We start from the raw sequence: 22,042 nt of genomic DNA on the forward strand, positions 1-22,042 counted from the left end.
CCGCGCCTACGTCACGTGAAATACGCGAAATCCATCCCGCCGAACGAGATGCGGCTCCGGATTGACGTCATGCGACCACGAGCGGGAGCGTCAGCCGTGCCTCGAAGCCGCCGCTGAGGCGGTTCTCCAGATGGAGCTCGCCCTGCATCGACTGCGCCAGACGTCGGGCGATCGCTAGGCCGAGACCGGATCCGGGCTTCTCCTCATGAGACTGCTGCGCCTGAATCCAAGGAGAGAGAACCGCGTCGATCTGCGTCGGCTTGATGCCTGGACCAGAGTCCACCACGGCAAGTACAAGGCACTTTGTATCGACGCGGGCGCATACACGCACGTCAGTGCCGTAGCGCAGTGCGTTGTCGATCAGGTTGGCAAGCACGCGTCGCAGTGCGAGCGGGCACGCGACCACCGGCTGGCCAATGCATCCGTCAAGCGCGATGGCGCGGCCCGAATCGCGGTAGTTGCGTACCAAGTTTCCAATCAAGCCATCAGCGTCGACGCGTTGCAGCGGCTCGTTCATGCTGTGCTGCATTCGCGCACAGGCGATGCTTCCTTCGACCAACTCGCGCATCTCCATGAGATCCCGCTCCATAGCCGTGCGTGCCGCAGAGTCCTCGAGCAGTTCGCAGCGCAATCCCATGCGGGTGAGAGGCGTGCGCAGGTCGTGTGCGTAGGCGGCTTGCACGTCAAGATGCTCCGCCTCGCGCTCAGCCTGTCGGCGACGGACCGTATTGATCGCGCGCGCTAAGCGCCCAATGTCACCTGATCCGGTTTCGTCCAGCGCGGGCATGCGAGCGTCGCCACTGACGCGTTCGAGAGCGCTGGCGAGGCGCCCCGCACCGACACGATGGGCCTGGAATTTGAGTCCCAAGAATGCCGTAACCAGCGTAAATCCCACAAGCATCGACACGGACAGAAGCCAAAGCAGGCCGTCATTTATCGTACAGGGCATCGGCACCAGCATCGAGGCGTGCGTGTTCTGTCCGAGTGTGGCAATGGCGAGAGCGCGCACCGCTGTCAAGGCGATGGCGCGTGAGCGGCGAATCGGCTCAGTGGGACCTGGATCACGGGAGAGCTCTTCGCAAGCGGCCTCCGCATGGCGGGTGCCAATGGACTTCAATGGGCTGTTCGTCATCTCGTGCTCCTGTCACCGACGCAACAGTCGGCATGGGGGAGATGACATCACGGGGGGGAAAAGTGCACCATTGCACCAGCGTTCGGCTGACCCCTACAAACGTTTGTCCTCCCCATGCATCTGTGTGGCGCGGATGGTGCGTGTATCCCCAGGAAAAACCAGATGCAAGGGGTGGCGTAGCACACGCTTTGGCGCTTGAAGCACGCCCGACCCAGGATGCCCTCAGACAGTGAGCAGCTGTGCCCGACGCCAGCTCTCGATGGCTGAGTCTCGATGCGTGCTCAGATTCCGTCCTGCAGGAGCCCAAGCGCGTCCATTTTGCGTACCAGTTCCGCGACAGAGCGCGAATTCATTTTTCGCATGGCCTGGCCTCGATGAATCTTGACGGTGATCTCCGCGATTCCCATGTTGGCGGCGATCTGCTTGTTCATCAGACCCGTTGCCACGTGCAGCACCACTTCGTGTTCACGAGGGGTAAGTGACTCCCAGCGAACGCGACTTTCATGCAGCGAGCGCCTGACCTCAAGGCGCCTCGCGTCGTTGTCCAGCGCGGCGGTGACCGCATCGATCATGTCCTGGTCACGAAAGGGTTTGCTCAGGAAGTCCACGGCACCGGCCTTCATCGCCTTCACCGTCATGGCGATGTCCCCATGGCCGGTCATGAAAATGATGGGAATTGACGGGAGGTCGAGTTGGAGCAAACTCTGCTGCAACGCAAGGCCGCTTTGACCACGCAGGCGCACGTCAAGCACAAGGCAGGACGGCCCACCAGCGCGCGACGCGGCAAGGAATTCCTCGGTTGTGGCGAAGGCACGGACCTCCAGGCCGATGGAGCGCAGCAGGCTGCCCAGTGCACCACGCACCAACTCTTCGTCATCGACGATGTAGACGACTCGGATGTCGCGCGTCGCACGCGTGGCTGTCGAGGGATCGGCGGCAGGATGCATGGGTGGAGCCTTGCAATCGTCTCAGACGGGCGGAGGCACGATCGACGGCAGTTCCGCCGAGTAGGGGCGCGGCAACGTGAACACGGCGCGTGTGCCCGCCGGCTCGCGTGGCAGCAGAGCCAACGTCCCGTCGTGCGCATCGAGGATCGACTTGCAAATCGCCAACCCCATGCCCATGCCGTTGGCTTTGGTGCTGAACAAAGGCTGCAGCAACTTGTCCGTGGTCTCGGCCCCGAGGCCGATACCGATGTCGTCCACCGTCACGCTCACGCGGCTTTCATCGTCGCGCGCGCACGCGAGCAGCAGCCGTCGGGTACTGTGCTCAAGCATCGCCATTGATTCGGCGCCGTTCATCAGTAGATTGACCGCAACCTGCTGCAACTGGACGCGATCGCCATAAACCGGCTCCGGCGAGTCCAAGCCCTGCAATTCGAGAACGATGCCCAGCGATTCGAGTGGACCGGCGACCAGCGTCACCGCTTCGCGCAGCGCTTCATTGAGGTCGAACGTAGCGAATTGCGGCTCGGCCTTGCGCGCCTTGGCCCTGAGGCTCTGGATGATGTTGCGAGCGCGCAATGCGCTCTTGCTGATGTGTATAAGCATCTCGCGCGCTTCGGAAATGTCCGGGGTACTGCGATCGAGCCAGCGCAGTGCTGCACTGGCAGAGGTGTCGACGGCCGCGATAGGCTGGCCGATCTCGTGGACGATGGACGCCACAAGTTCTCCCATAGCTTTCAGGCGGCTTGCACGCTCGAGGTCGGCGAGCGCTCCGCGTAGTTGTTCTTCGGCGAGGGCGCGCTGGTGATTTTGGTCGAGCAATTCTTCGTACAGCCGAGCGTTCTCCAACGCGAAGGCCGCATGCGAGGCGATCACCTCCAGCACTTCGGCCTTGGCCAGCGTGAACACGTGGGCCGCAAGGTTGTTCTCGAGGTACAGCACGCCGACAAGGTTTGCGTGGCGCATCAGGGGCACGCACAACACCGAGCGCGGGCGCCTGCGACGAACGTAGTCGTCCTGCACAAGGGACGGGTCCTCGCGCGCATCGCCCACCACGATGCGCTGCTGAGTGCGCGCGACGGCCTGCACGATTGATACGGGCAGGACCTCGGTGCCGAATACGGTGGGCTCCTGCGCCACCGAGATGGCTCCGTTGAGCACCTGCGCTTGTGCGCGCACCTGCCAAGCACCCTGGCGCAGCAGCGTCAGCGTGCCGCAGTCCGCTCCAGCACTCTCGAGCGCGGTGCGCAGCAGGGTTTCGACCAAACGCGCGGGAACGATGTCGCTCGCAAGCGCGGTCGAAATGCGCAGCACGGCCTGCGCGTCAAGCGCCTGAAGGCGGCTCATTGCGGGTGCCCATGCGTCTTGCTCGAATACCGCGGGATGGTCGGCCTGCAACTGCCGCACCTTCGCCGCAGCGCCCCAACGCTGCCATGCGCCTCGGGCGTAGCGCAAATTGCCATGTGCGGACAGTTCATCGCCACGGCCGGCGTGGAATGCGGCGGCCAGTTCGGCCGCCAGCGCCTCGACCTGGGTAAAGCCGTTTCGGCGGGCGTGCGACACCGCACGGGCGTAGGCCTCACTGGCTTCGAGCGGCTGGCCGCCGACCCGCGCCAGCTCGGCGCGCACCAGGTCGAAGCGGGCCAAGAAATTGTCGGGGCAGGCATCGGCCCAAGCGGCGAGTTGGTTCACATCGCGTTGCAGCGCGGCCTGCTGGTCGGCATCGCGCGCAGGCAGCGCGAGCAGCGTCAGCGCGCCGTAGTACGGCAGCTCGCCGCTTTCGGCGAAGGTGCGCCCCGCCGACGCGCAAGCTTCAGCGCGGCTACGCGCCTCAAGCGCTTCGGGGATCTCGCCGCACAGCAGGCATCCCTGCAACCGGTATACCCAGTACTCGAAGTCCACCAACGTGGGCGGCGCGTCTTCCTGGGGCAGGCTTGGCTGCGCGCCGGGGTCGCCCCGGGTGCCGTCCTGCAGTCTTGCGAGCACAAGCTTCTGGGACAGTAGCGCGTCGACCACGAACTGAAAGTTCGCGTCGCGCGCAATTGCCAGGCCGCGCTCAACCGTGTCACGCACGTCGCCCAGAAACTTGCCCGCGAACAACATGCCGGAGGCCTCGTTGGGGGCGCAATAGATTGCGAAGGTGTGGTCGGCAGTCTCCACCAGAACTTTATAGGCGCGGCGGATATAGTCACGTGCCGCGCGGGCGGGCTGTGTCCAGGGCACGACCATTGTGCCGAAGGCCATGTAGACGCGGCCGCGGTAGCCCACAAGGCCGCGCTCGTCAACCAAGTGCAGCGCCAGCGCGCCGAACTCGCGCGCCGCGGTGTAGTCGCCGTAGCGCACGCCGAAGACCTGCGTCATGCAGACGTACCCGTTCGCGGAGGCGTCCGTGTGCCCGTGCATGATCGCAAGGTTGGCCATGCGCAGCAGGATCAGGTCGACGAGATTCTGGTCGGTGTACAGCGCTGGCGGAATGAGGTCGGCAAAGATGTTGATGATGGCGCGACGCAACGGATCCGTCGCGATCGGCAGGCTCCGAAACGCCTGCATGCCATGGCGCTCAAGCCACGTCTGAAGCTGTGCGTATTCGTGATCGACCGCAGCTTCGTCGGGCTGCATCGGCACATGAATGCCCGACTTGCGCATGAACTCCAGCCCAACGCCCAATGCCAAGTCGAAGCGACTGAGGGTGGTGTAGAGCGCGGCGCGCAAGCGCGCCAAGTCTGCGCCGAAGATGCCATCGCCGGCCACGCGCTCCAATGCTGACAGGCGCGCCTCGGCGACTTCGAGCGCGCCGGTCATGAACTCGGCTTCGCCGCACAGCGCGCGCGCTGCAAGGCCATCGTGGCTGGTGTCATCTTCGCCGAGAAGATCAAGTGCTGCGCGGAAGAAGCCGAGTGCAGAATGGTGTGCCGTTGCGACCTTGGCCTGGCGCCCGGCCTCCAAGTTGAGCTTCGCGAAGTTGCGCCGCTCGTGAGGCGCGCTGATCACAGACCGTGCGAGGTTGGCTTGCGCGGCGATCGCGAAGACCTGCGCGGACATGGCCGGGTGAGCAATCTGACGGCGCGCGATTTCCAGATGAAGAGGTGCTCGATCCTCTGGCGGGATCGAAGCATAGGCTGCTTCGCGGAAGCGGTCATGGCAGAACACCCAGTTTCCGTCCTCGCGGGAGACGTTACCGGCCTGAAGTGCCGGCTCGAGCGTCGCTTCGAGACTGCGCAGCGCATCGGCGCCGGGCGGCAGTTTCGTGGAGATGGCGAGTTCTTCACCCGAGGCGCGGTGACCAAGGCACGACAGCACTCGCAGCACGAACTGCGTCGGGCTCGGCAGTTGCTCGAAGCGGCGAGCCAGCAGGTCGACGACGTTGTCGACACCCGGATGGGCCACGATGCGCTCCAGGTTCCAATTCCAGGCTGCGGTCTGCGCGTCATAGGCGAGCAGGCCTTCGTCTGCGAGCAATCCAAGCAGGTGCTGAGTGAAGAATGGGTTGCGTTCGGTCTTGCGGCCGATCACCTCGGCAAGCGGGCCCAGGGCGACGGTGTCCTGCTGCAGCGCCCGCGCAATCAATTCGCGCAGCGCGCTCTCGTCGAGCGGCCCGAGCTCCATGGTCACTGAGGCAGGCACATGAGCGAGGCGGCCCGCGCGCAGCGGATGGTCTGGACCCACCTCCCTGGTGCGGAACGCGCCGACCAGCAGCAGCGCGTTGTCGGGATGCTGGTGAAGCAGGCGTTCGAGCACCTGCAAGGTGCCGGCGTCAGCCCATTGCAGGTCGTCCAGCAACAGCACCAGGGGCCGCGCGGTCGTTGCAAAGCATGCCAGCAGGCGTGCCATGCCTTGGAGCACGCGCTCCCGTTCGAGTGCTGGTGCCGTGTCGGGTGCCTCAGAGGCCTCGGGTTGTGGGCCGAGAACTAGGGCCAGCGACGGAAGGAAACCGGCCAGGGTGCGATCGACTGCGGTCGTCGCGGCGCGGATTCGATCCTGCCAGATTACAAATTCTGCCTCGGGGCAGCCGAGCACGAACTGCAACAACTGTTCGAGCGTCTGCACCAAGACGGTATAGGGCCTGCCGAGGCTGCCTTCCTCACTCTTGACGGCGGCGAGCAGCGGCGTGCCCGACTGCTGAATGCGGGCGACTGCCTCGCGCAGCAGTATCGATTTGCCGATGCCCGATGGACCCGACACCCAGGCGACGCGCGCGCGCGCGCCATCAGCGACTTCCCGATAGAGCGCGACCAACGCCTGCAGTTCGGCGTTGCGGCCCAGCACCTGCTGCGTGCGCAGAAGCCTGTGCAGCACGGCACGGGCATCGAGGGCGAAAAGCGGAATGCATCCTTGCTGGCGCTGCAGCGCCTCACAGCGACGCAGATCCGCGAGCACGCTCGCGGCCTCGCCATAGCGGTGATCGGGCGTCTTTTCCAGAAGCTTCAAGACCAGCAGCGACAACTGTGCTGGGACGCCTTCCTGCAGTTCGCCGGGTAGGCTGGGTTTCTGCGTTGCATGCGCATGCACCAGTTCCGCAGCGTCCGCGCCCTGGAAAGGGGGTCTGCCGGTTAATAGTTCGTAGAGGATGCAGCCGAGAGAATAGAGATCGGCGCGCGCATCGACGCAAAGGTTCATGCGTGCACCGAGTTCGGGCGCCATGTAGGCAAAGCTGTCTTCGTCCCATGCCAGATTCCCCTCGGGCGGCGCTGCGCTTGCCGAGGCGAGGCGCGCTGCATAGCCGAAGCCGGTCAAGTATGTGCCTGCGTCAGGCGCGACCAGTACGCGGTCGGGGGTGAGCGCTCGGTGCATCACGCCCGCCGCGTGCATCGCGCCCACGGCGGCGGTGAGCCGGAGTGCCAGGGCAATGAATGCTTCTGTGCCGCGAACCGGGGAGCCGGCCCGGCGCAGCAACTCGCCGCCCGGGTCTTTCAGAACCAGCAGCGTCCCTTCGCCGTGTGCCATCAGCGATATCGGCACAGCCGCCCAGTCTTCATGCAACGCGTCGCGGAAGGCATATTCGCGCTGAAGAGTGGCCAGTGTTGTCGGTGCGACTTGGCCGCGTCCTGCAATGAGCCAGGATGCCAAGCCGCGGGCGCCGGCACGTTCCAGGCGCGGTGTCCCTGTACCCAGGTCGCGAAATTCCCGTGACAACAAGCCAGCGCTGGAGAACTGCCGTTCAACGGTCTCCTGCACAGCGTGGCCGTTCTCCAGACCGCTGCGAGCGGGCTCGGCCTCCGCACCGTCGAAGCAAAGGATACCGTCCAGGGTCTCTACCTGGCAGTGCTCACTTGAATTTTCTTGTCGCATGGGAATAGGCTTCCGAAGGAGGTTCGGTTTTGGATGCGCCTTAGTGCGATCCGGATGCCTCTGTCTGCCGGCTATGCATGTTCTTGAGACGTATCCTTCGCTCCGCGCTCATTGGAGCGCAACTCGCTGCGTGACGGCGGTCGGGCGTGTTGGTGTGTGTTAGTTGTTGTTAGACATGGCGTCAATGCAGGCCCCGAAGGCCGCAATCTGCGTCTGCAGGACCCGAAAAACTATGCCTTCAGGCCCTTCACCGTAAACGTCGCAAGTTGCTGCATGTCCTCTACGCTGGCTCCGGCCCGTGCCTTGACCTGCAACCCCATCATGACCATGAGCACAAACGCGGCAGCTTCATCAGCCGCAAAGCTTGGATCGATCTCGTCCATCTCTTGACCTTCACGGATGCGCGCAGCGATTCGACTACGCATCACCGCGCCACCTGCTTCGCTAAGGCATTTCAACTCAGGGTCAGAAGCGCCGAACTCGCCGATCGAACTGACCCCAAAACAACCAAGTGCCCGGACCTTGTCATCCTTGACCGCCAGGCCACCTAAAAGCTTCAAAATTCCCGCCAAGGGTGACGCAGGTTCATTCAGCCGTTCAAGGTGCGCGCCCAGTGAGATTTGTTGATACGAATGCAGCACCTCGAGGTACAGCTGACGCTTGTCTCCGAAGGCGTTATAGAGGCTCTGTCGGCCGATCCCCATCTCTTTGATGAGATCGTCCGTTGAAGTGGACGCAAAGCCTTTCGCCCAGAACAGTTTCATCGCCCGTTCAAGGGCCGCATCCCGGTCGAATTCACGAGGTCTTGCCATTGCTGGAATTTACGCATTCTTGATTGATCGGTCAATAACTATTTGTTGCTGCGCCTGCTTGCGGGATCTTGGCAAGTTGCTTGAATGTCGCCCAAGCAGGCCCCCCAGGCCATTGGGTTCGCATTGCGCTTCTGCGGGTTAGGTGTCCGAGCTCGATTGAAGCGGATGCAGTGATACCGTCGGACTCTCCGATAGAACCCATGGACAACTTCGACCGTCAAATCCGCTACTTCCTGAAGATCGCCGAACTGGGGTCGTTGTCCCGCGCGGCGGAAGATCTCGACCAGACGCAGTCCGGCCTAAGCCGGCAACTGGCCGCGCTCGAGGCGCATGTGGGCAAGTCGCTGTTCTTGCGCACAGGACGCGGCGTGGAGCTGACGCAGGCGGGCCGCAAGCTGCGCGACCTGACGCAGGGCAGCTATCGCACGATCGACGCCGCGTTGGACTCGGTGCGAACACGCGAAGGCATCACGCACGGCACCGTGCGACTCGCCACCGTGCATACGCTGAGCTACTACTTCATGGGCGATGTGGTAGCGCGCTTCGTGAGCCAGCACGACAGCGCCAATCTCTCGCTTATGGGCCGCAGTTCGCCCGAGGTGGTGGAGCTTGTTGAAAGCGGCAAGGCTGACGCAGGATTTGTCTACGACTCGGCCGTGGCGTCCCAGGCGCTGGCTTCCACGCCGCTGTTCGACGACGAGATGTGCCTCGTGGTACAGGACTCGAGCGGCATTGGCCAAGCCATCGATCTGACGCGCGAACTCCCCAGGCTCGTGGGCTTTCCGTCGCATTACGTGCTGCGCCGGATGATCCACAGCAGCGGCCTGGACCCGACCTTCGTGGCCGAGGCCGAAACGGTCGACGCGCTGCTGGAACTGGTGTCGTCGGGTGTTGGCGCGTGCATTCTTCCGCAGCGCATTCCCGACAAGCTGCTGGGAGACCACGGGCTGCGCAAGGTATCGATCGTGCAGCCGGTGCTGCGGCGTCGTGTGGTTGCGATCGTGCGGTGCGACAGGCCGTTGCCGCCGCTGGTCGAAGAACTGATCGCCACGGCGGTGGACATCGCCGGCTAACCCCATGCGCACCGCCGGCCGCGCGCCGGCGCCGCATAGCAGCTATGCGCATTGCTGCATGGCTTGTGCATTTCCCCGTCTCCATACTCGTCCGCAGCAGCCGCGACAGGGCAAACGTGCCTTCGTCGCTGGCCGCCAGACCACGAGGAAAGAGCACATGAAAGACGATCTTCGAACGAAGGAATACTTCGATGCGCGCGCCACCCGCGAGATGGCGCAACACCTGAAAGATGCTCCGCGCGACATGAAGGAGACGCTGGCTTACGCCTGCCGCATCCTGGCCATGACCGGCCAGGAAGCTGGGCTGGCAGGCCAGATCAGCGCCCGCGCCGACAGGCCCGATGCCTACTGGACGCTGCGCTTCGGCCTGGGCTTCGACGAAGCCACGCCCGACGATTTCATCGAGGTGGACCAGGACCTGAACACGCTCACCGGCGAAGGAATGGCCAACCCGGCCACGCGCTTTCACCTGTGGGTCTATCGCGCACGCAAAGACGTGAACGCGATCGTGCACACCCACTCTCCCTGGGCGTCCGCATTGGCGGCCGCCCGACAGCCACTGGTGATTGCCCAGATGGACATGACGCCGCTGCACGACGACTGCGCATTCCTCGCCGACTGGCCGGGCGTGCCGATCGCTGACCACGAGGGCGTGCTGATTTCAGAAGCACTGGGTGCGAAGCGGGCAATCATCCTGGCGCACCACGGCTACCTCACGGCTGGCCAGACCATCGAGGAGGCGACCTACCTATCGGTGTACCTGGAGCGTGCCGCGCGCATGCAACTGCGCGCGCAAGCCGCCTACGGAGCGCTTACGCCGGTAGACGATGCCCTGGCGCGCGAGGCGCACGACTACCTGCTGAAGCCGTCGATCGTGAACGGCACCTTCAACTATTGGTGCCGCCAGACGAAGGCTCTGCCCTCGGCGGCGCGCTGATCGTTTTTTCCATCCGCACCCACGAAGGTCAAGGCGATGAACACTCAAGAAAAGCCCTCGGGCAACGAGACAAACAGCACCCGCAAGGGCTACGTCACCGCTGGGCTCGCCAGCATGATGGGCACCACTATTGAGTGGTACGACTTCTTTCTCTACGGCACGGCGGCGGCGCTGATCTTCAACAAGATCTTCTTCCCGTCTTTCGACCCGATCACGGGCACCATGGCCGCGTTCGCGACCTACTCGGTTGGCTTCTTCGCGCGGCCACTGGGCGGGATCGTGTTCGGCCACTTCGGCGACAAGGTCGGGCGCAAGTCAATGCTGCTCATCACGTTGTTGATGATGGGCATCCCGACCATCCTGATCGGACTGATCCCGTCGTACGACCAGATCGGTTACTGGGGCGCCGTGCTGCTGGTGCTTATGCGTTTTCTGCAGGGCATCGCCGTCGGCGGCGAATGGGGTGGCGCGGTGCTGATGGCGGTGGAACACGCGCCGCCAGGCAAGAAAGGCTTCTTTGGCAGTCTTCCGCAGGCCGGGGTTGCGCCAGGGCTCATTCTGTCGTCGCTGGCCATGGGCGCGGTGGCCAAGATGCCCGAGGCCGACATGCTGTCCTGGGGCTGGCGCATTCCGTTCCTGGCCAGCGTGGTCCTGCTGCTCGTGGGCTGGGTCATCCGCGTCAAGGTGGCCGAGTCGCCAGACTTCGAACGCATGGAGAACCGCGGAAAAAAGGTCGAGATTCCCGTCATGGAAGTGCTGCGCAAATACCCCCGCGAAACGCTGGTGGTGGTGGGCGCCCGGCTGGCGGAAGTGACGTGGTTCTACACCACGGTGACCTTTGCGCTGGCCTATGCCACCGGCACGCTCGGCATTGCGCGCACGGTGATGCTGGACGCCACGATCTGGGGGGCCGTCGTGGCGCTGGTCATGATGCCTGTGTGCGGCATGCTGGGCGACAAGATCGGCCACAGGTGGGTATTCATGCTGGGAACCCTCGGCATCGTGGTGTGCGCGCCGTTGTTCTTCGATTTTCTCCACACCCGGGAAGTCTTTTGGATCAACGTGGCCGCGGTGATTGCCATTGGCCTGGTCTATGCCTGCCTGTACGGGCCCGAAGGCAGCCTGTTCTCCAGCCAGTTTCCGCCAGAGGTGCGCTACACAGGCATCTCGCTGGCCGTGCAAGTCTCCGGTGCCATCGGCGGCGGGTTGGCCCCGATCATGGCGACATGGTTGCTGGCCAAGGGCGGCGGCGACCCCGCGTACGTGACCTGGTATCTGAGCGCGCTGGGCGTGGTGGCCTGCATCAGCGCATTCAAGATGCACGGGAGCGAACGCTTTGCTGGTTTTGCGAAGCCTTTGGCCAAGCCCACGCTGCAAGGGCCGACGCCATGAACAAGTCGATCGACTGCTACCTCTGGATGAACTCCGACTGGGCCTACCTGGGCGCCGACCGGCTCGATGCGCTGGCGCAACGGCATGGCGCCACGGTGCGGTACTTGCCGGTGGATCTGCCAGCGGTGTACGCGCGCACGGGAGGCATCCTGCTGCCCTTGCGAGCGCCCGAGCGGCAACAGTACCGGGTGGTGGAGTTGCGGCGCTGGTGCCTACGCCTCGGCATCCATGTGAAGCCAAGCCCGAAGTTCATGTGCCCCGATGCCACACTGGCCTCGCGCATCGTCATTGCGGCAGGCACCAGTGGCCCTGAGGTCGTGGCGCTGTACAAGGCCATCCTGCATGCCGAATGGTGCGAAGACCGGGACATCTCGAACCCACAGACGCTTGCCGACATCGTGACCGCCTGCGGCCTGGATGCGCAGGCCCTGATGCACCGTGCGCGCACCGATGAGGTCGCACGCACCTACGGCGAGTTCACCGACCGCGCGGTGGCGGCTGGGGTTTTCGGCTCGCCGTCTTACGTCTACCGTGGCGAGCTTTTCTGGGGACAGGACCGCTTGGATTTTCTCGAGGAAGCAGTGGCAAGGTCCGATTGAGAACGCGGGCTGCCTTCAAGGCATTTATGCATGAAACCATCCAGCAGAGTAGTGCGACAGCGGTGGCCGATGCACAGCTGCACTCACAACGCCAGGTTCAGGAGGTGATGGTCCCAGCCGTCGTAACTGCGCGCCTGCATTTCGCGAGCCATTCCGCGTCGCCAAAAATGCACATCTAGCCGCCGGAGAGATGCGAATCGGAGTTGTGGCCTGTCTCGGCGACGCATTGCCCGCGAGTAGCGCCGTCGTCTATCTCTACCTGGACGGGCGTGGTCAGCTAAATCGAAGCGCCGACAGCAATACCGCGCAGGATGACGTCTAGCAGCCGACTGGAGCCGTCCGGGTCCCGGAATTGTTCAGGGAGGGCGGCGATGAGGCTGAGGAGTTCGGTAATGTCGACGTCCCTGCGTACACGCTCCGCTTCTTGAGCACGCTCTAGCAGCGTGCCGGCGCGCACTTTCATTGGCCCGCAGTCCGCAAAGATTGCCGACCCCTCGTCGGCAATGCCCGCGCTCACGACGGCACGAAGGCCTCTGTACTGCTGGGCGCTGCGGTCGTAGTCGCGCAACCATTCCTGCAATGCGGCATAGGCATCTCCAGACTCTTGAAGAAGCGCTTCGGCTTCGGCGGTCAGGCGGCTAAACCGGTCACGACTGACGGCGGCGAATACATGGTCGCGGGTCGGGAAGTGGCGATACAGCGTTCCTTTGCCCACGCCCGCGGCCCGGGAGAATCCGGCGGAATTGGCGGATTTCAAGGCGCTCGCTCGTTCTGAGTTGGTTTTGCAAGGGAAAGACGTGCGGCCGTTCTTGAGAGAAGGCGCAATGCTCGCGACCCTGCAGCCACACCTGACAGGAATCGTTGACGATGTTCAGCAACTCTTGCTGGACGCTCTAGGACTGTTTAGTGAGATCGGTGACGCGAGTGAGCAGTTCGACCGGGCACACTGGGACCTTCCTTCCATCAGTGATCATCACCAGAATCGCCACTTTCATGACTGGACGGTACTCATCGAGCTGCTGCGCGACGCATGGCTGGAGATGAAAAAAGCGGATCCGGCCTTGGCCCAGCGGCGTGCCGCGGATTGGTGGTCCAAGCCGTATCCCGTATTCAAGCGACTGGCACTTTTCGCCGCCGGTGAGGGCGGAGTCTCTGCCGAGCAATGGGTTGAATGGCTTGTATCGGACAGAGCCTGGTGGCTGTGGTCTCTGGAAACGCACCGCGAGGTGCTGCGCCTTCTCGTCTTGCAAGGCAACACCCTAACGGCTCGCTCTCGAAATCGATTCGAACGCGCAGCAATGGCGGGCTCACCGCAGGATATGTTCTCGTCCGACAAAGAACCAAGTCACTGGGAGGAATTGGAGGACGGCATGGTCTGGCTCCGTTTGGCGAAGTTCGCGTCGTCTGGCGCAGCCCTAAGCCAGCGTGGATCACGACGACTTGCAGCCTTGGCGAAGAAGTGGCCGGACCTTCAACTGGAAGAGGACTTCAGTGACGAATTTACCCATTGGATGAGTGGGACCGGGGACCCAGGCTTTGAATCTCAGATGCGTTCTGAGCGCGCGCCAAGGGAGCTCGATCAGTTGTTGGTTTGGCTCCAGATAGAAACAAGCAAAGACCCGTTTGTGACCGACGATTGGAGTACGGTATGCCGCGAAGATTTTTCGCTCGCGATGAAAGCACTCAATAATCTCGCGAGCCAAAAAATCTGGCCAATCCGACGGTGGCGTCAAGCGCTTCAGGTTTGGAGCGATGACGTCTTTCGGGTTCGGTCATGGCAAGGCGCGTCTACCTTGCTGACGAAGATGCCGGCCACGACCCTAAAAGAAGTCGCGCCGAGCGCCTCGTGGTGGTTTGGCGCCGTCTCGCAGTCTGTTGTCAACCAGGATCAAAGATTGTGGCGACTCGCAGATCGATTCTTGTCACTGGAGTACGAAGATGGCGGTGGAACCGACCGGGCCGTTGGAAGCGCGCTGAACCACCCAGTGGGTCAAGTGACTCAGGGCCTGCTTTCCCATTGGTTCGGCAGCAAGCCCGTTGACGACCAAGGCCTTCCTGGCGGGTTAAGAAAACTTTTTACCAAGTTGCTTGACGCGACGCCGGTATCACTCAAACATGGCCGAATCTTCCTCGCAACCAACGTCATCGCCCTGTTTCGCGTTGATAGGGCCTGGTGCACCAACTACGTCTTGCCGCTCTTCGAGTGGAAGCGTTCGAACGAACAGGCTCTCGCAGCTTGGGAGGGATTTCTTTGGTCACCTCGTCTTTATCTTCCATTGTTTGAGGCGTTCAAGACGGACTTTCTGGATACAGCGAACCACTATCAGGCCCTCGGGGAGTACGGAAGGCAGTACGCATCCATATTGGTCTATACAGCGCTTGACGTGAGCGGAACGTTCACGAAAGATGAACTTGGCGCAGCGACGGCGGCCTTACCCGTGGCCGGACTCAAAACTTCAGCGCAAGCATTGGTGAATTCAATTGACGGCGCCGGGGACAAGCGCGAAGAACATTGGAAGAACAGAATTGAGCCCTACTGGCGCGCAATCTGGCCAAAGGCCAACGAGCTTGTTTCGCCTCTGATTGCGGATCCTCTGGCCCGGCTCGCAATCGCTGCTGGTGAGGAATTCCCCGACGCATTGAGGTTGATTCGCCCATGGTTAGTTTCTCTTCGGAATGCGGACCACTGTGTTCGAACTCTGGCCGGCGCGTCTCTGTGCAGGCCCTATCCGGAGACCGCCCTCGAGTTGCTGAGCGCGATCGTTAGCGATCAACCTTTTCTTCCCCAAGAGCTTGGAAATTGCCTGTCGGAGATTGGTGTTGCCATGCCGAAGCTCAAGAGTGATCCTCGGTACATTCGTCTTGCCGACTACTTGAAGAAGCGGCAAAGCTGAGCAAGGAGCTTGAGGTCTGGATACCTTCATGAACAGATCCGACTTTGCAACTGGGCGATGACCATCAAGAATCGGAGGATGGGTTCCTCTACGACGACTCACTTTTAACAAAAGAGTATGAGCATGCCGATCGAACTGACGCCACGTGAAATTGAACTTCTCCTCGAGTCCGCTGGATACTCAATCCAGCGCATTGGAGACGGAACCGCTCCTCACGCGCTGCGGCAATCGAAGCAATCTGAGCTTGAGGCTATCGTAAAAAAGTTGCGTGATTACAGCGCTTCTTCTGGAATGCAAACCTAGTTTGGCTTTAATCCGTAAACGTCAGGCCGACTTCTCCCTGCCAGCGGAGGCCTAGCTCGTCGGCGATCGAGCACGGCAAGAGGTCGTCGATGCGGTTGGCGAAGCCAGGGCATTTCAGGTAGAAACACGTTGCGATCCACAAGATAGTGAACGCAATACCGAGGTCGCGGCAGCAGGCCGTGACTGCAAAATCGGCCTAACGGCACGGGGAGAGGGGAATGGTGGAGCTAGCTGCGCGTGCGGATGCGCCCGGGGGTGGGCGCGTGAACCGATTGCGGTCGCGTCCCTTACCCATGGTGGGCTGGGTGATGACCTCAAGATCGGAACTCGCGCAGGCCCAGCGCCTGCTGCTGGGCGAGCAGGATGGCGTCGTGGATGAGTTAGGACTGCTGGCGGTCCATCAAGCTGTTTCCGACCGACTGTTCCCCGGCACCTCGGTGCTGCACACGCGTCTGCGCTACGCCTTGTTCGTGCCCTGGCTGATGCGGCTGGCGGCGCTCGAACGGGACCCCGCTAGGTCGTTGCGCGACCTTGAGTTTGCCCTGACAGGTCGGCTGCTCCATGGAACCGCAGGGGACAGGGAGGCGCGCAGGGGGATCATCGGCGGACGCATTCATCCGGTCAGCGCTGCGGCGCAACCCGCGTCGTATTCCTACTGGACGGCTCTCGCGGTGTGGGGGCTCATTGGCCCGCAGTGGACGGAAGCGATTCCTTCGCGCGAAGCGGTTCTTGAGGAACTGTCGAACCTGGGTACTTCGAAGCTCGCGCTGGATGCCGATGGACAACCCCTGGTGGAGCGCGCGGTTCCATTCCAGGCATTGCCTCTGATCCCGGACCAACTTCTGAAGGCCAGTGCCGGTGTCAGTTTCAGGCTGGAACGTGCGGAGCGCGAGTTTCTCCGGCGTCGCCTTTCCGTCGTCAGAGCCCCGCTCACCGGGCCAGGCGAATCGCCACATCTGTCGCTTCTGGCCAAGCTGGCTTCGCGGCGTTTGAAGCTCGATCCCTCGCTTCAACCCTGGCTGGACGATCGTGTGATGGCAGCGGCAGAGACGCATGACCAAGAAGTTTTGGCTCTGGCGGAAGGACTGTCGGCTGTCGCGGGCCTTGCGCGGGCCGCCTACCTGGCAATGGTCGAGGGTGCTTGCAGCACCAAGGGATCGACGGTAGGGAGCCGGCACCGAGCGTGGTTTGATGAGATGAAGGCGAATCTAGGTCGAGCAGCGCTCAGGTTGGACATGGCTCGCGTGCAGCAACTGGGACTGGCTGGGTCCGGCGGGCCGGTAACTGGACTGCTGCAGGAGACCCAGCGGTATCTGAGGGGGCAAACGACGATGTCGAGCCTGAAGGCCGTCTACGTTGCGGTGGAATCCGCACGCAAGGGGCCACGAGCGAGGCTCTCGGGAACGCGTGGCGCCGCCGTTCATCTGCGGGACTGGGCGCGCACGGCGGCGGAGATCAGGCTGGCGGAGCCGTTGCACTTCCGGTGGCCCAACGTGGTCAGGCTTTTGAACGACCTCCATGGCAAGTAGACAACGGCAGCGGGAGGCTGAGCCTGGCCATACGGCGCAGGCGGTTGCGTCGCACCTCCCTTCCTCGGCGCTCCTCGATGCTCTGGTCCCACCGAGAGGTTTCAACTTGGACCGCGCGTTGTGCTCGACGTACTCGGCACAGTCCACGGTGCTCGTAGCCATGCTCATGGCCATGACGCGCTACGCGACGGTGGAGGGTACAGGTGGGTCGCGTGCGGCGCTGGCCAGGTCATTGCGCCTCCTGCGCGAACGTGTACACATCCTGGTCCAGCACGGGCACTGGACCAGTCCTCGCAGGCATCTACCCGCACTGCACATGCTGGACCGCTTTGTCGTGCAGGTGAAATGGGATGAGAGGCAGCGTTCGTGGCACCCCAAGGTGTGTCTTCTGCGGTTCGTGTCTGCGGACGGAAAGGGGGACGTTCGCTGGCGTCTCTGGCTGGGAAGCCGAAACTTCACCCGGGATCGGTCTTGGGACCTGGCGCTGGTGCTCGATGGTGCTCCGGCAGGTAAGGGCACGCCATTGGCCGGTGTCGGGACGCTGGCGTCGCGCTTGGCTTTGCAGGCAGGCGTAGAAAAGCCTTGGCGGGCGAGTATCAAAGAGCTGGCCGACGTGCGCTGGACAGCCAGCCCTGGCATCAAGATCGACCAAGTCCAGCTAGATCTGCCGGGCGACGACAGGAAGGTGCCCGTCTTGCCTGCCGACACGACCCGCGTGGTGGTTGTCTCGCCGTTCCTGGATGCCAGAGCGCTGCGAATCATCAAGAGTGAACTCGCGAAGCGAGGCCCCCTCAAGCAGGGCGTACTCACGCTCGTATCAACTGAGGCTGCACTTGCGGACATGAAGCTTCGCAAAGGTGCCCTTGATGGGTACGACCTTCACGTCTTGCCGCCATCAGACCAAGAGGCTCCTAGTCAGATTGACGCCGACGACAACAGGTCGGAGGATGTCGAGTCCGAGGCGATTGGGCTTCACGCGAAGTTCTTTTGGATCGAGCGGCCAGGCCAAGTGCGGTTGCTGCTGGGCAGTACCAACCTGACTGCTCGAGGCTGGCTTGAGAACGCGGAAGCGCGCGTCGAACTTTCCATGCAACGCCGTGGATCGCGAGAAGCTCTCGAACTTCGCGGAGGGATCGAAGCGTTTCTGAATACCTGCACCAAAGTTGAAGTCGCCGACCTGCCGACCGTCGATACGGTGGCAAGACGGACAGAGAGTCGATTCAACCGACTGCGCAACGCGCTGTCGGCGCAGTTGCTTCTACGACAGCTGATGAAGGGCGACGGCACGGTGCTCGTCACGTCCGAACGCGCGCCACAACTGCCTTCGAATGCGCAGCTGCGAATTGCCCGGCTGGGCGATGCCTGGCTCGACTGGCCTGTGGGAACATCCAGCGTAGAACTCCCCACAGCGGCGGACCACGACAACAGCGATTCCCTTCAACTCGAATTGGAATGGGGGCGTCACGTCTCGAACTGGCTGCAGTCTGCGCCGTTCAATCCGCCCCAGGACACGGAGAGTCGCGACCGTGCGCTGCTACAAGGAATGCTCGGACTGGAAGGCCTGCTGGCTCTTCTCAATGACATGCTGGGAGGCGACGCGGCTGGCAGCAAGGGCGCCCGCCAGCACTGGGATGAGGAGTCGCAACCGAAGGGGCAGTTTGTCAGGCTGCTCGGCATTGAAGCTGTGCTCGCGGCCTGGGCGCGCAACAAGGAAACTTTGAGAGAGGTCGCTCAGATCGTTGCCATGACCCGCGACTTTCAACCGCGCGATGTGCGCGAGCAAAAAGCGCACGCCCAATTGCAGGAATTCCTGGCGAGCTGGGACGCGGTCGAAAGCGAGTTGCTGAGAAAATGACCCCGAAGCCGTTCCAGGAAGCAACCATTCGTGCCGTATTGGCGGCGTTCGGGCGCGACGGAGGCACGCGCAGGTTCCTTGTTGCCGACGAACCTGGGCTTGGGAAGACCGTAGTGGCCCGTGGCGTCATCGACTGCATGGTCACACCTGAGAAGTCGGGGTCTCTGAAGGTTCTGTATGTCTGTAGCAACCAAGCGATCGCCGCTCAGAATGTCGAGCAACTGATGGGCAGCAGCGCCCGGGCGCGCACAGGCTCAGCCGATCGCCCTGCGTTGCTTCCCCTGGAATGGCCGCGGCCTACTTCCACCGGAGTTCATCCCCCGGAACGTCTGGCTGTGTATTCACTGACGCCGAGCACCGCGTTCTCCAGCGCGCGGCACCCTGGGCGAGGCAGAGTGGAGGAGCGCGCCTTCGCCTGTGCGCTGATCGATCAGCGGGCGGGGTACGAGCTTGGCGTTGTGCACGATTCGCTGCGGCAAGGGACAGCACGTTTCGACGACGAACTGCATGAGAAGAAGCTCCTCATCAGGCAGCGTGCGGCCGATCCAGCGTTCATGCGCTTTGCAAGTGAGTTCGAGCGGCTGCTCAGGGCCAGCCTGCCAGGGCCAAAGTCGGCGACGACTTGGAAGCGGCTTGAGGGCATGGCCATCGAGTCCATGAGCAACAAGCACGCGCTTGCAGTCACTGCACTGTGCCGCAACTGTCTCTCGGCGGCCGCCCTGTCCGAACTGAAACCCGACCTTGTGATCTTCGACGAGTTCCAGCGCTTCCAGGAGCTGCTCGAAATCGACGACGCAAAGGGGCCCACCACGCCTGCGGAGGCCCGCATCCGCGAAGTCCTCACCGCTGGCAGGCGGGGGAGGCTGCTGATGCTCTCGGCAACGCCTTACGAAGCGCTGCGACCCGCGCTGGCTGCCGTGAAATCGACGCCGGCGAAGCGCCGCAAACAGCGGCCTGCACGCGTGCGTCGCGACTTCTATTACCTGCTGCGGTTTCTGTGGCGCGACACGGCTGCATCTGTTCCTCACAACGACGTGCGCGTTCGGCGGCTCTTCGAGATCCGAGACGGCGAACTGAGCAAGGGGCGGCCAGACTCGAAAGTGGCCCGCAGGGCACTGGACGAGCTGACCGCCTTGCTCAGCCAGGTGATGTGTCGTACCGAGCGACCCATCGATCCGCAGCCACGTCCACCGCAGCCGGCCAGCTTGCCCCTGGGCGCCAGAGACTTGCAAAGCCTGCGCGAGTTCTCGAAGTGGACCAAGCGAAGGCGCAAGGACAAGCTGGAGCACCTCGAGCACGCGCAGTGGATCGTCCCCTTGTGGAGTTCGGTTCCTCTGGCGGCGCAGGCGCTGGGTGCACGCTACGCATGCTGGTCGGCCGCAAATTGCGACCCTCTTCCGGTCGAGTTGCGAGCCGGCAACTTGCGGGACTGGAGACCGCCCGAGTGGTCAAACGTCAAGCTGCGCTGGCTCCTGCAGGCGCTGCCGCGGCGCACTGTCTCCATGCCCTGGATCAAGCCAACCGCGCCGTGGTGGCCTCTGCGAGCGGGTTGGAGCGAAGCGGCGCAGCCGCACCAGATCGATGGCAAGGCCCTGGTTTTCAGTCGGTTCTCCGCCACGCCGGCCGTGGTCGCGGGTACGGTGAGCTTCGACTTGGAGGCCAGTGCGGTCAGGAGCAGCGCGCGTGCAAAGGCGGCGTACGGAGATGGTTCCAGGACCAGCTTCCGGGCCGGAGGGGCGAGTCCGGCGATGTTCCGGCTCTTCTTTGTGTGCGAGCCGCTGGTCAGGCTGGATCCCCTGGAAGGTGGTGGACCGGAGACTCTTGAAGGCGCGCGAGCGCGCGTGGCGACGCAGTTGCGTGTCTTCCTCCGGGATCTTGGCATTGCTGTCAAACGAAAGTTGCGACGGGCACCGCTCAGCCTGGAGAGCTGGCTCCTGTACCTCGCGCTGCCTGAGGAAGGCTCTGACCGACTGGATGGGACGAACGTCTCGGTCCAAGCCTGGACGCAGGCCGTGCTTCTGGAGCGCGGCAAAGCTGCGAATGTCAGCGCCATCCACGCGAGGCTCGCGAAAATGCTGGTCGGTGGTGGCCGGCCCTGCGAGATCGACTTGGATCGGGAGTTCAGGCCACTGGTCGAACTGGCACTCAGCTCGCCCGGAATCGTTCTGGCCAGGAGCCTACTGCGGCATTGGCGCGAGCAAGGTAGGCCCATCCCCCTCGACTCAAGAGTCGAGGGGGTCAATCGTCGCTCGATGGTGACGCCGCGTCAGTTGCTGCAGACGCTGGCATTGGAGGGATTGCGTCGCTACCTCGACAGGCCATGGTTCGCTGCGGCTCTCACGGGTCGCGCGAACATCCAGTTCCCCGATGCAATCCAGCAAGCCGTGCTTGATGGAAACTTGGAGGGGGTACTCGACGAGCACTTCTGGTTTGTGTCGTCCACCAACGCAAAGACTTGGCCCAGGCGGATTGACGAGTTGCAGAAGGCACTGACACTCAACGGTGGCCGCGCCATCCTGCACACGAGCAAGAAGGACACCCTGCGCGTCAGATCCAATCTGGCACTGCCGCTGCAACCAGCCAAGGACGAGGTGCGCAAGGCAGCGAAGGGCAAACCCGACCAAGCCAAGAGGCAACGTGCCAAGGAACTGGAGGCGCGGCCGGACACCGTGCGACACGCATTCAACACGCCGTTCTGGCCGATGGTGCTCACCACGACATCCGTCGGGCAAGAGGGGTTGGACTTCCATGCCTGGTGCAAGACGATCGTGCACTGGGATCCTGCAGCAGGGCCGGTGGAACTGGAACAGCGTGAAGGCAGAATCAACCGCTACGCCAGCCTCGCCGTCCGGCAGGCCGTGTGGACCCAGGCGTCCGTGGTCGACAGCGCTGGATCGGGCGGCAAAGGGGCGGATCCAGGTTGGCGAGGCATCTCGTCGTTTGCCGACCGTGACCTTGCCCGGCAGGATGACCTAGGATTGGCGCCGTGGTGGTGCGCACCGGGGGCAGGCTTCCATCAGTTCTACCCGTACCCCACCGGCAGCCGCGAGCGATTGCAGCGAGAAGGCCTGGAGCGCCAGCGCGCGCTGTACCGGATGGTGCTGGGTGCATCGGAACCCCTTTGGCTGCTCGACGAACTGGATGCTGCCGCGTTGGACTTGACGCCCGACCGCGTTGCGAAGTCCACCCTTCGATTGGGTGCGTGGGAACTGGAGCAGTCAAATCGCGACGAGACCGAAACTCCCGAGAAGGTCCAGCGCAGGCAGAAGTGACGCACCCATGA

General features: G+C 63.0%; 14 protein-coding genes. 9 read left to right on the forward strand and 5 right to left on the reverse strand.

The features are described 5' to 3' along the window. Positions 1–67: 67 nt before the first annotated feature. The 4 genes from M2282_RS29595 to M2282_RS29610 all read right to left on the reverse strand — a co-directional run bounded on the left by M2282_RS29595 (position 68) and on the right by M2282_RS29610 (position 8,177). Positions 68–1,132, reverse strand: a complete 1,065-nt coding sequence (locus M2282_RS29595) for an ATP-binding protein (RefSeq protein WP_280812344.1) — start codon at positions 1,130–1,132, stop codon at positions 68–70. A 281-nt stretch (positions 1,133–1,413) separates the two neighbouring features. Then, a complete protein-coding gene (locus M2282_RS29600) occupies positions 1,414–2,079 on the reverse strand; it encodes a response regulator transcription factor (RefSeq protein ID WP_280812345.1) in 666 nt (221 codons plus the stop codon). A gap of 21 nt (positions 2,080–2,100) precedes the next feature. Beyond that, on the reverse strand, positions 2,101–7,365 hold the full coding sequence (locus tag M2282_RS29605) for a trifunctional serine/threonine-protein kinase/ATP-binding protein/sensor histidine kinase (protein ID WP_280812346.1): 5,265 nt from the start codon (positions 7,363–7,365) through the stop codon (positions 2,101–2,103). 230 nt (positions 7,366–7,595) lie between these two features. After that, the gene (locus M2282_RS29610) at positions 7,596–8,177 is read right to left on the reverse strand and encodes a TetR/AcrR family transcriptional regulator (protein WP_280812347.1); all 582 of its coding nucleotides are present in this window, start codon (positions 8,175–8,177) and stop codon (positions 7,596–7,598) included. 200 nt (positions 8,178–8,377) lie between these two features. Between M2282_RS29610 and M2282_RS29615 the strand changes: the two genes are divergently transcribed. The 4 genes from M2282_RS29615 (at position 8,378) to M2282_RS29630 (ending at position 12,178) form a co-directional block, all read left to right on the forward strand. Then, complete coding sequence (locus M2282_RS29615; protein ID WP_280812349.1) at positions 8,378–9,250, forward strand: LysR family transcriptional regulator; 873 nt, start codon at positions 8,378–8,380, stop codon at positions 9,248–9,250. 157 nt (positions 9,251–9,407) lie between these two features. Next, on the forward strand, positions 9,408–10,187 hold the full coding sequence (locus M2282_RS29620) for an aldolase (protein ID WP_280812350.1): 780 nt from the start codon (positions 9,408–9,410) through the stop codon (positions 10,185–10,187). A gap of 36 nt (positions 10,188–10,223) precedes the next feature. Continuing rightward, positions 10,224–11,579: an MFS transporter gene (locus M2282_RS29625; RefSeq protein ID WP_280812351.1), complete on the forward strand. Its 1,356-nt coding sequence runs from the start codon at positions 10,224–10,226 to the stop codon at positions 11,577–11,579. Next, entirely contained in the window at positions 11,576–12,178 is a 603-nt protein-coding gene (locus M2282_RS29630) for a 2-hydroxychromene-2-carboxylate isomerase (protein ID WP_280812352.1), read from the forward strand. Before M2282_RS29625 ends, M2282_RS29630 begins: the two co-directional genes overlap by 4 nt. Positions 12,179–12,455: 277 nt before the next feature. On the opposite strand, the gene M2282_RS29635 is transcribed toward M2282_RS29630, so the two are convergent. Beyond that, on the reverse strand, positions 12,456–12,935 hold the full coding sequence (locus M2282_RS29635; protein ID WP_280812353.1) for a TetR/AcrR family transcriptional regulator: 480 nt from the start codon (positions 12,933–12,935) through the stop codon (positions 12,456–12,458). Here M2282_RS29635 and M2282_RS29640 point away from each other — a divergent pair. From M2282_RS29640 to M2282_RS29660, 5 genes are all read left to right on the forward strand, one after another. Then, a complete protein-coding gene (locus tag M2282_RS29640) occupies positions 12,922–15,072 on the forward strand; it encodes a hypothetical protein (RefSeq protein WP_280812354.1) in 2,151 nt (716 codons plus the stop codon). The two genes, M2282_RS29635 and M2282_RS29640, sit on opposite strands and share 14 nt — an antisense overlap. A 123-nt stretch (positions 15,073–15,195) precedes the next feature. After that, positions 15,196–15,375, forward strand: a complete 180-nt coding sequence (locus tag M2282_RS29645) for a hypothetical protein (protein WP_280812355.1) — start codon at positions 15,196–15,198, stop codon at positions 15,373–15,375. Between the two features lie 308 nt (positions 15,376–15,683). Beyond that, positions 15,684–16,904: a DUF6361 family protein gene (locus M2282_RS29650; protein ID WP_280812356.1), complete on the forward strand. Its 1,221-nt coding sequence runs from the start codon at positions 15,684–15,686 to the stop codon at positions 16,902–16,904. Between the two features lie 172 nt (positions 16,905–17,076). After that, a complete protein-coding gene (locus M2282_RS29655) occupies positions 17,077–18,759 on the forward strand; it encodes a phospholipase D family protein (protein ID WP_280812357.1) in 1,683 nt (560 codons plus the stop codon). Beyond that, on the forward strand, positions 18,756–22,031 hold the full coding sequence (locus M2282_RS29660; protein ID WP_280812358.1) for a hypothetical protein: 3,276 nt from the start codon (positions 18,756–18,758) through the stop codon (positions 22,029–22,031). The genes M2282_RS29655 and M2282_RS29660 overlap by 4 nt, the downstream gene beginning before the upstream one ends. The last annotated feature ends 11 nt before the right edge of the window (positions 22,032–22,042 follow it).

Source organism: Variovorax boronicumulans (assembly GCF_029892485.1).
Classification (GTDB): Bacteria; Pseudomonadota; Gammaproteobacteria; order Burkholderiales; family Burkholderiaceae_C; genus Variovorax; species Variovorax boronicumulans_B.

Coding starts and splice junctions, on each gene's coding strand:
- M2282_RS29605 (WP_280812346.1), bottom strand. CDS start 7,365: ATGCGACAAGAAAATTCAAGTGAGCACTGCCAGGTAGAGACCCTGGAC.
- M2282_RS29620 (WP_280812350.1), top strand. CDS start 9,408: ATGAAAGACGATCTTCGAACGAAGGAATACTTCGATGCGCGCGCCACC.
- M2282_RS29660 (WP_280812358.1), top strand. CDS start 18,756: ATGACCCCGAAGCCGTTCCAGGAAGCAACCATTCGTGCCGTATTGGCG.
- M2282_RS29600 (WP_280812345.1), bottom strand. CDS start 2,079: ATGCATCCTGCCGCCGATCCCTCGACAGCCACGCGTGCGACGCGCGAC.
- M2282_RS29630 (WP_280812352.1), top strand. CDS start 11,576: ATGAACAAGTCGATCGACTGCTACCTCTGGATGAACTCCGACTGGGCC.
- M2282_RS29615 (WP_280812349.1), top strand. CDS start 8,378: ATGGACAACTTCGACCGTCAAATCCGCTACTTCCTGAAGATCGCCGAA.
- M2282_RS29650 (WP_280812356.1), top strand. CDS start 15,684: ATGACCTCAAGATCGGAACTCGCGCAGGCCCAGCGCCTGCTGCTGGGC.
- M2282_RS29625 (WP_280812351.1), top strand. CDS start 10,224: ATGAACACTCAAGAAAAGCCCTCGGGCAACGAGACAAACAGCACCCGC.
- M2282_RS29595 (WP_280812344.1), bottom strand. CDS start 1,132: ATGACGAACAGCCCATTGAAGTCCATTGGCACCCGCCATGCGGAGGCC.
- M2282_RS29610 (WP_280812347.1), bottom strand. CDS start 8,177: ATGGCAAGACCTCGTGAATTCGACCGGGATGCGGCCCTTGAACGGGCG.
- M2282_RS29655 (WP_280812357.1), top strand. CDS start 17,077: ATGACGCGCTACGCGACGGTGGAGGGTACAGGTGGGTCGCGTGCGGCG.
- M2282_RS29645 (WP_280812355.1), top strand. CDS start 15,196: ATGCCGATCGAACTGACGCCACGTGAAATTGAACTTCTCCTCGAGTCC.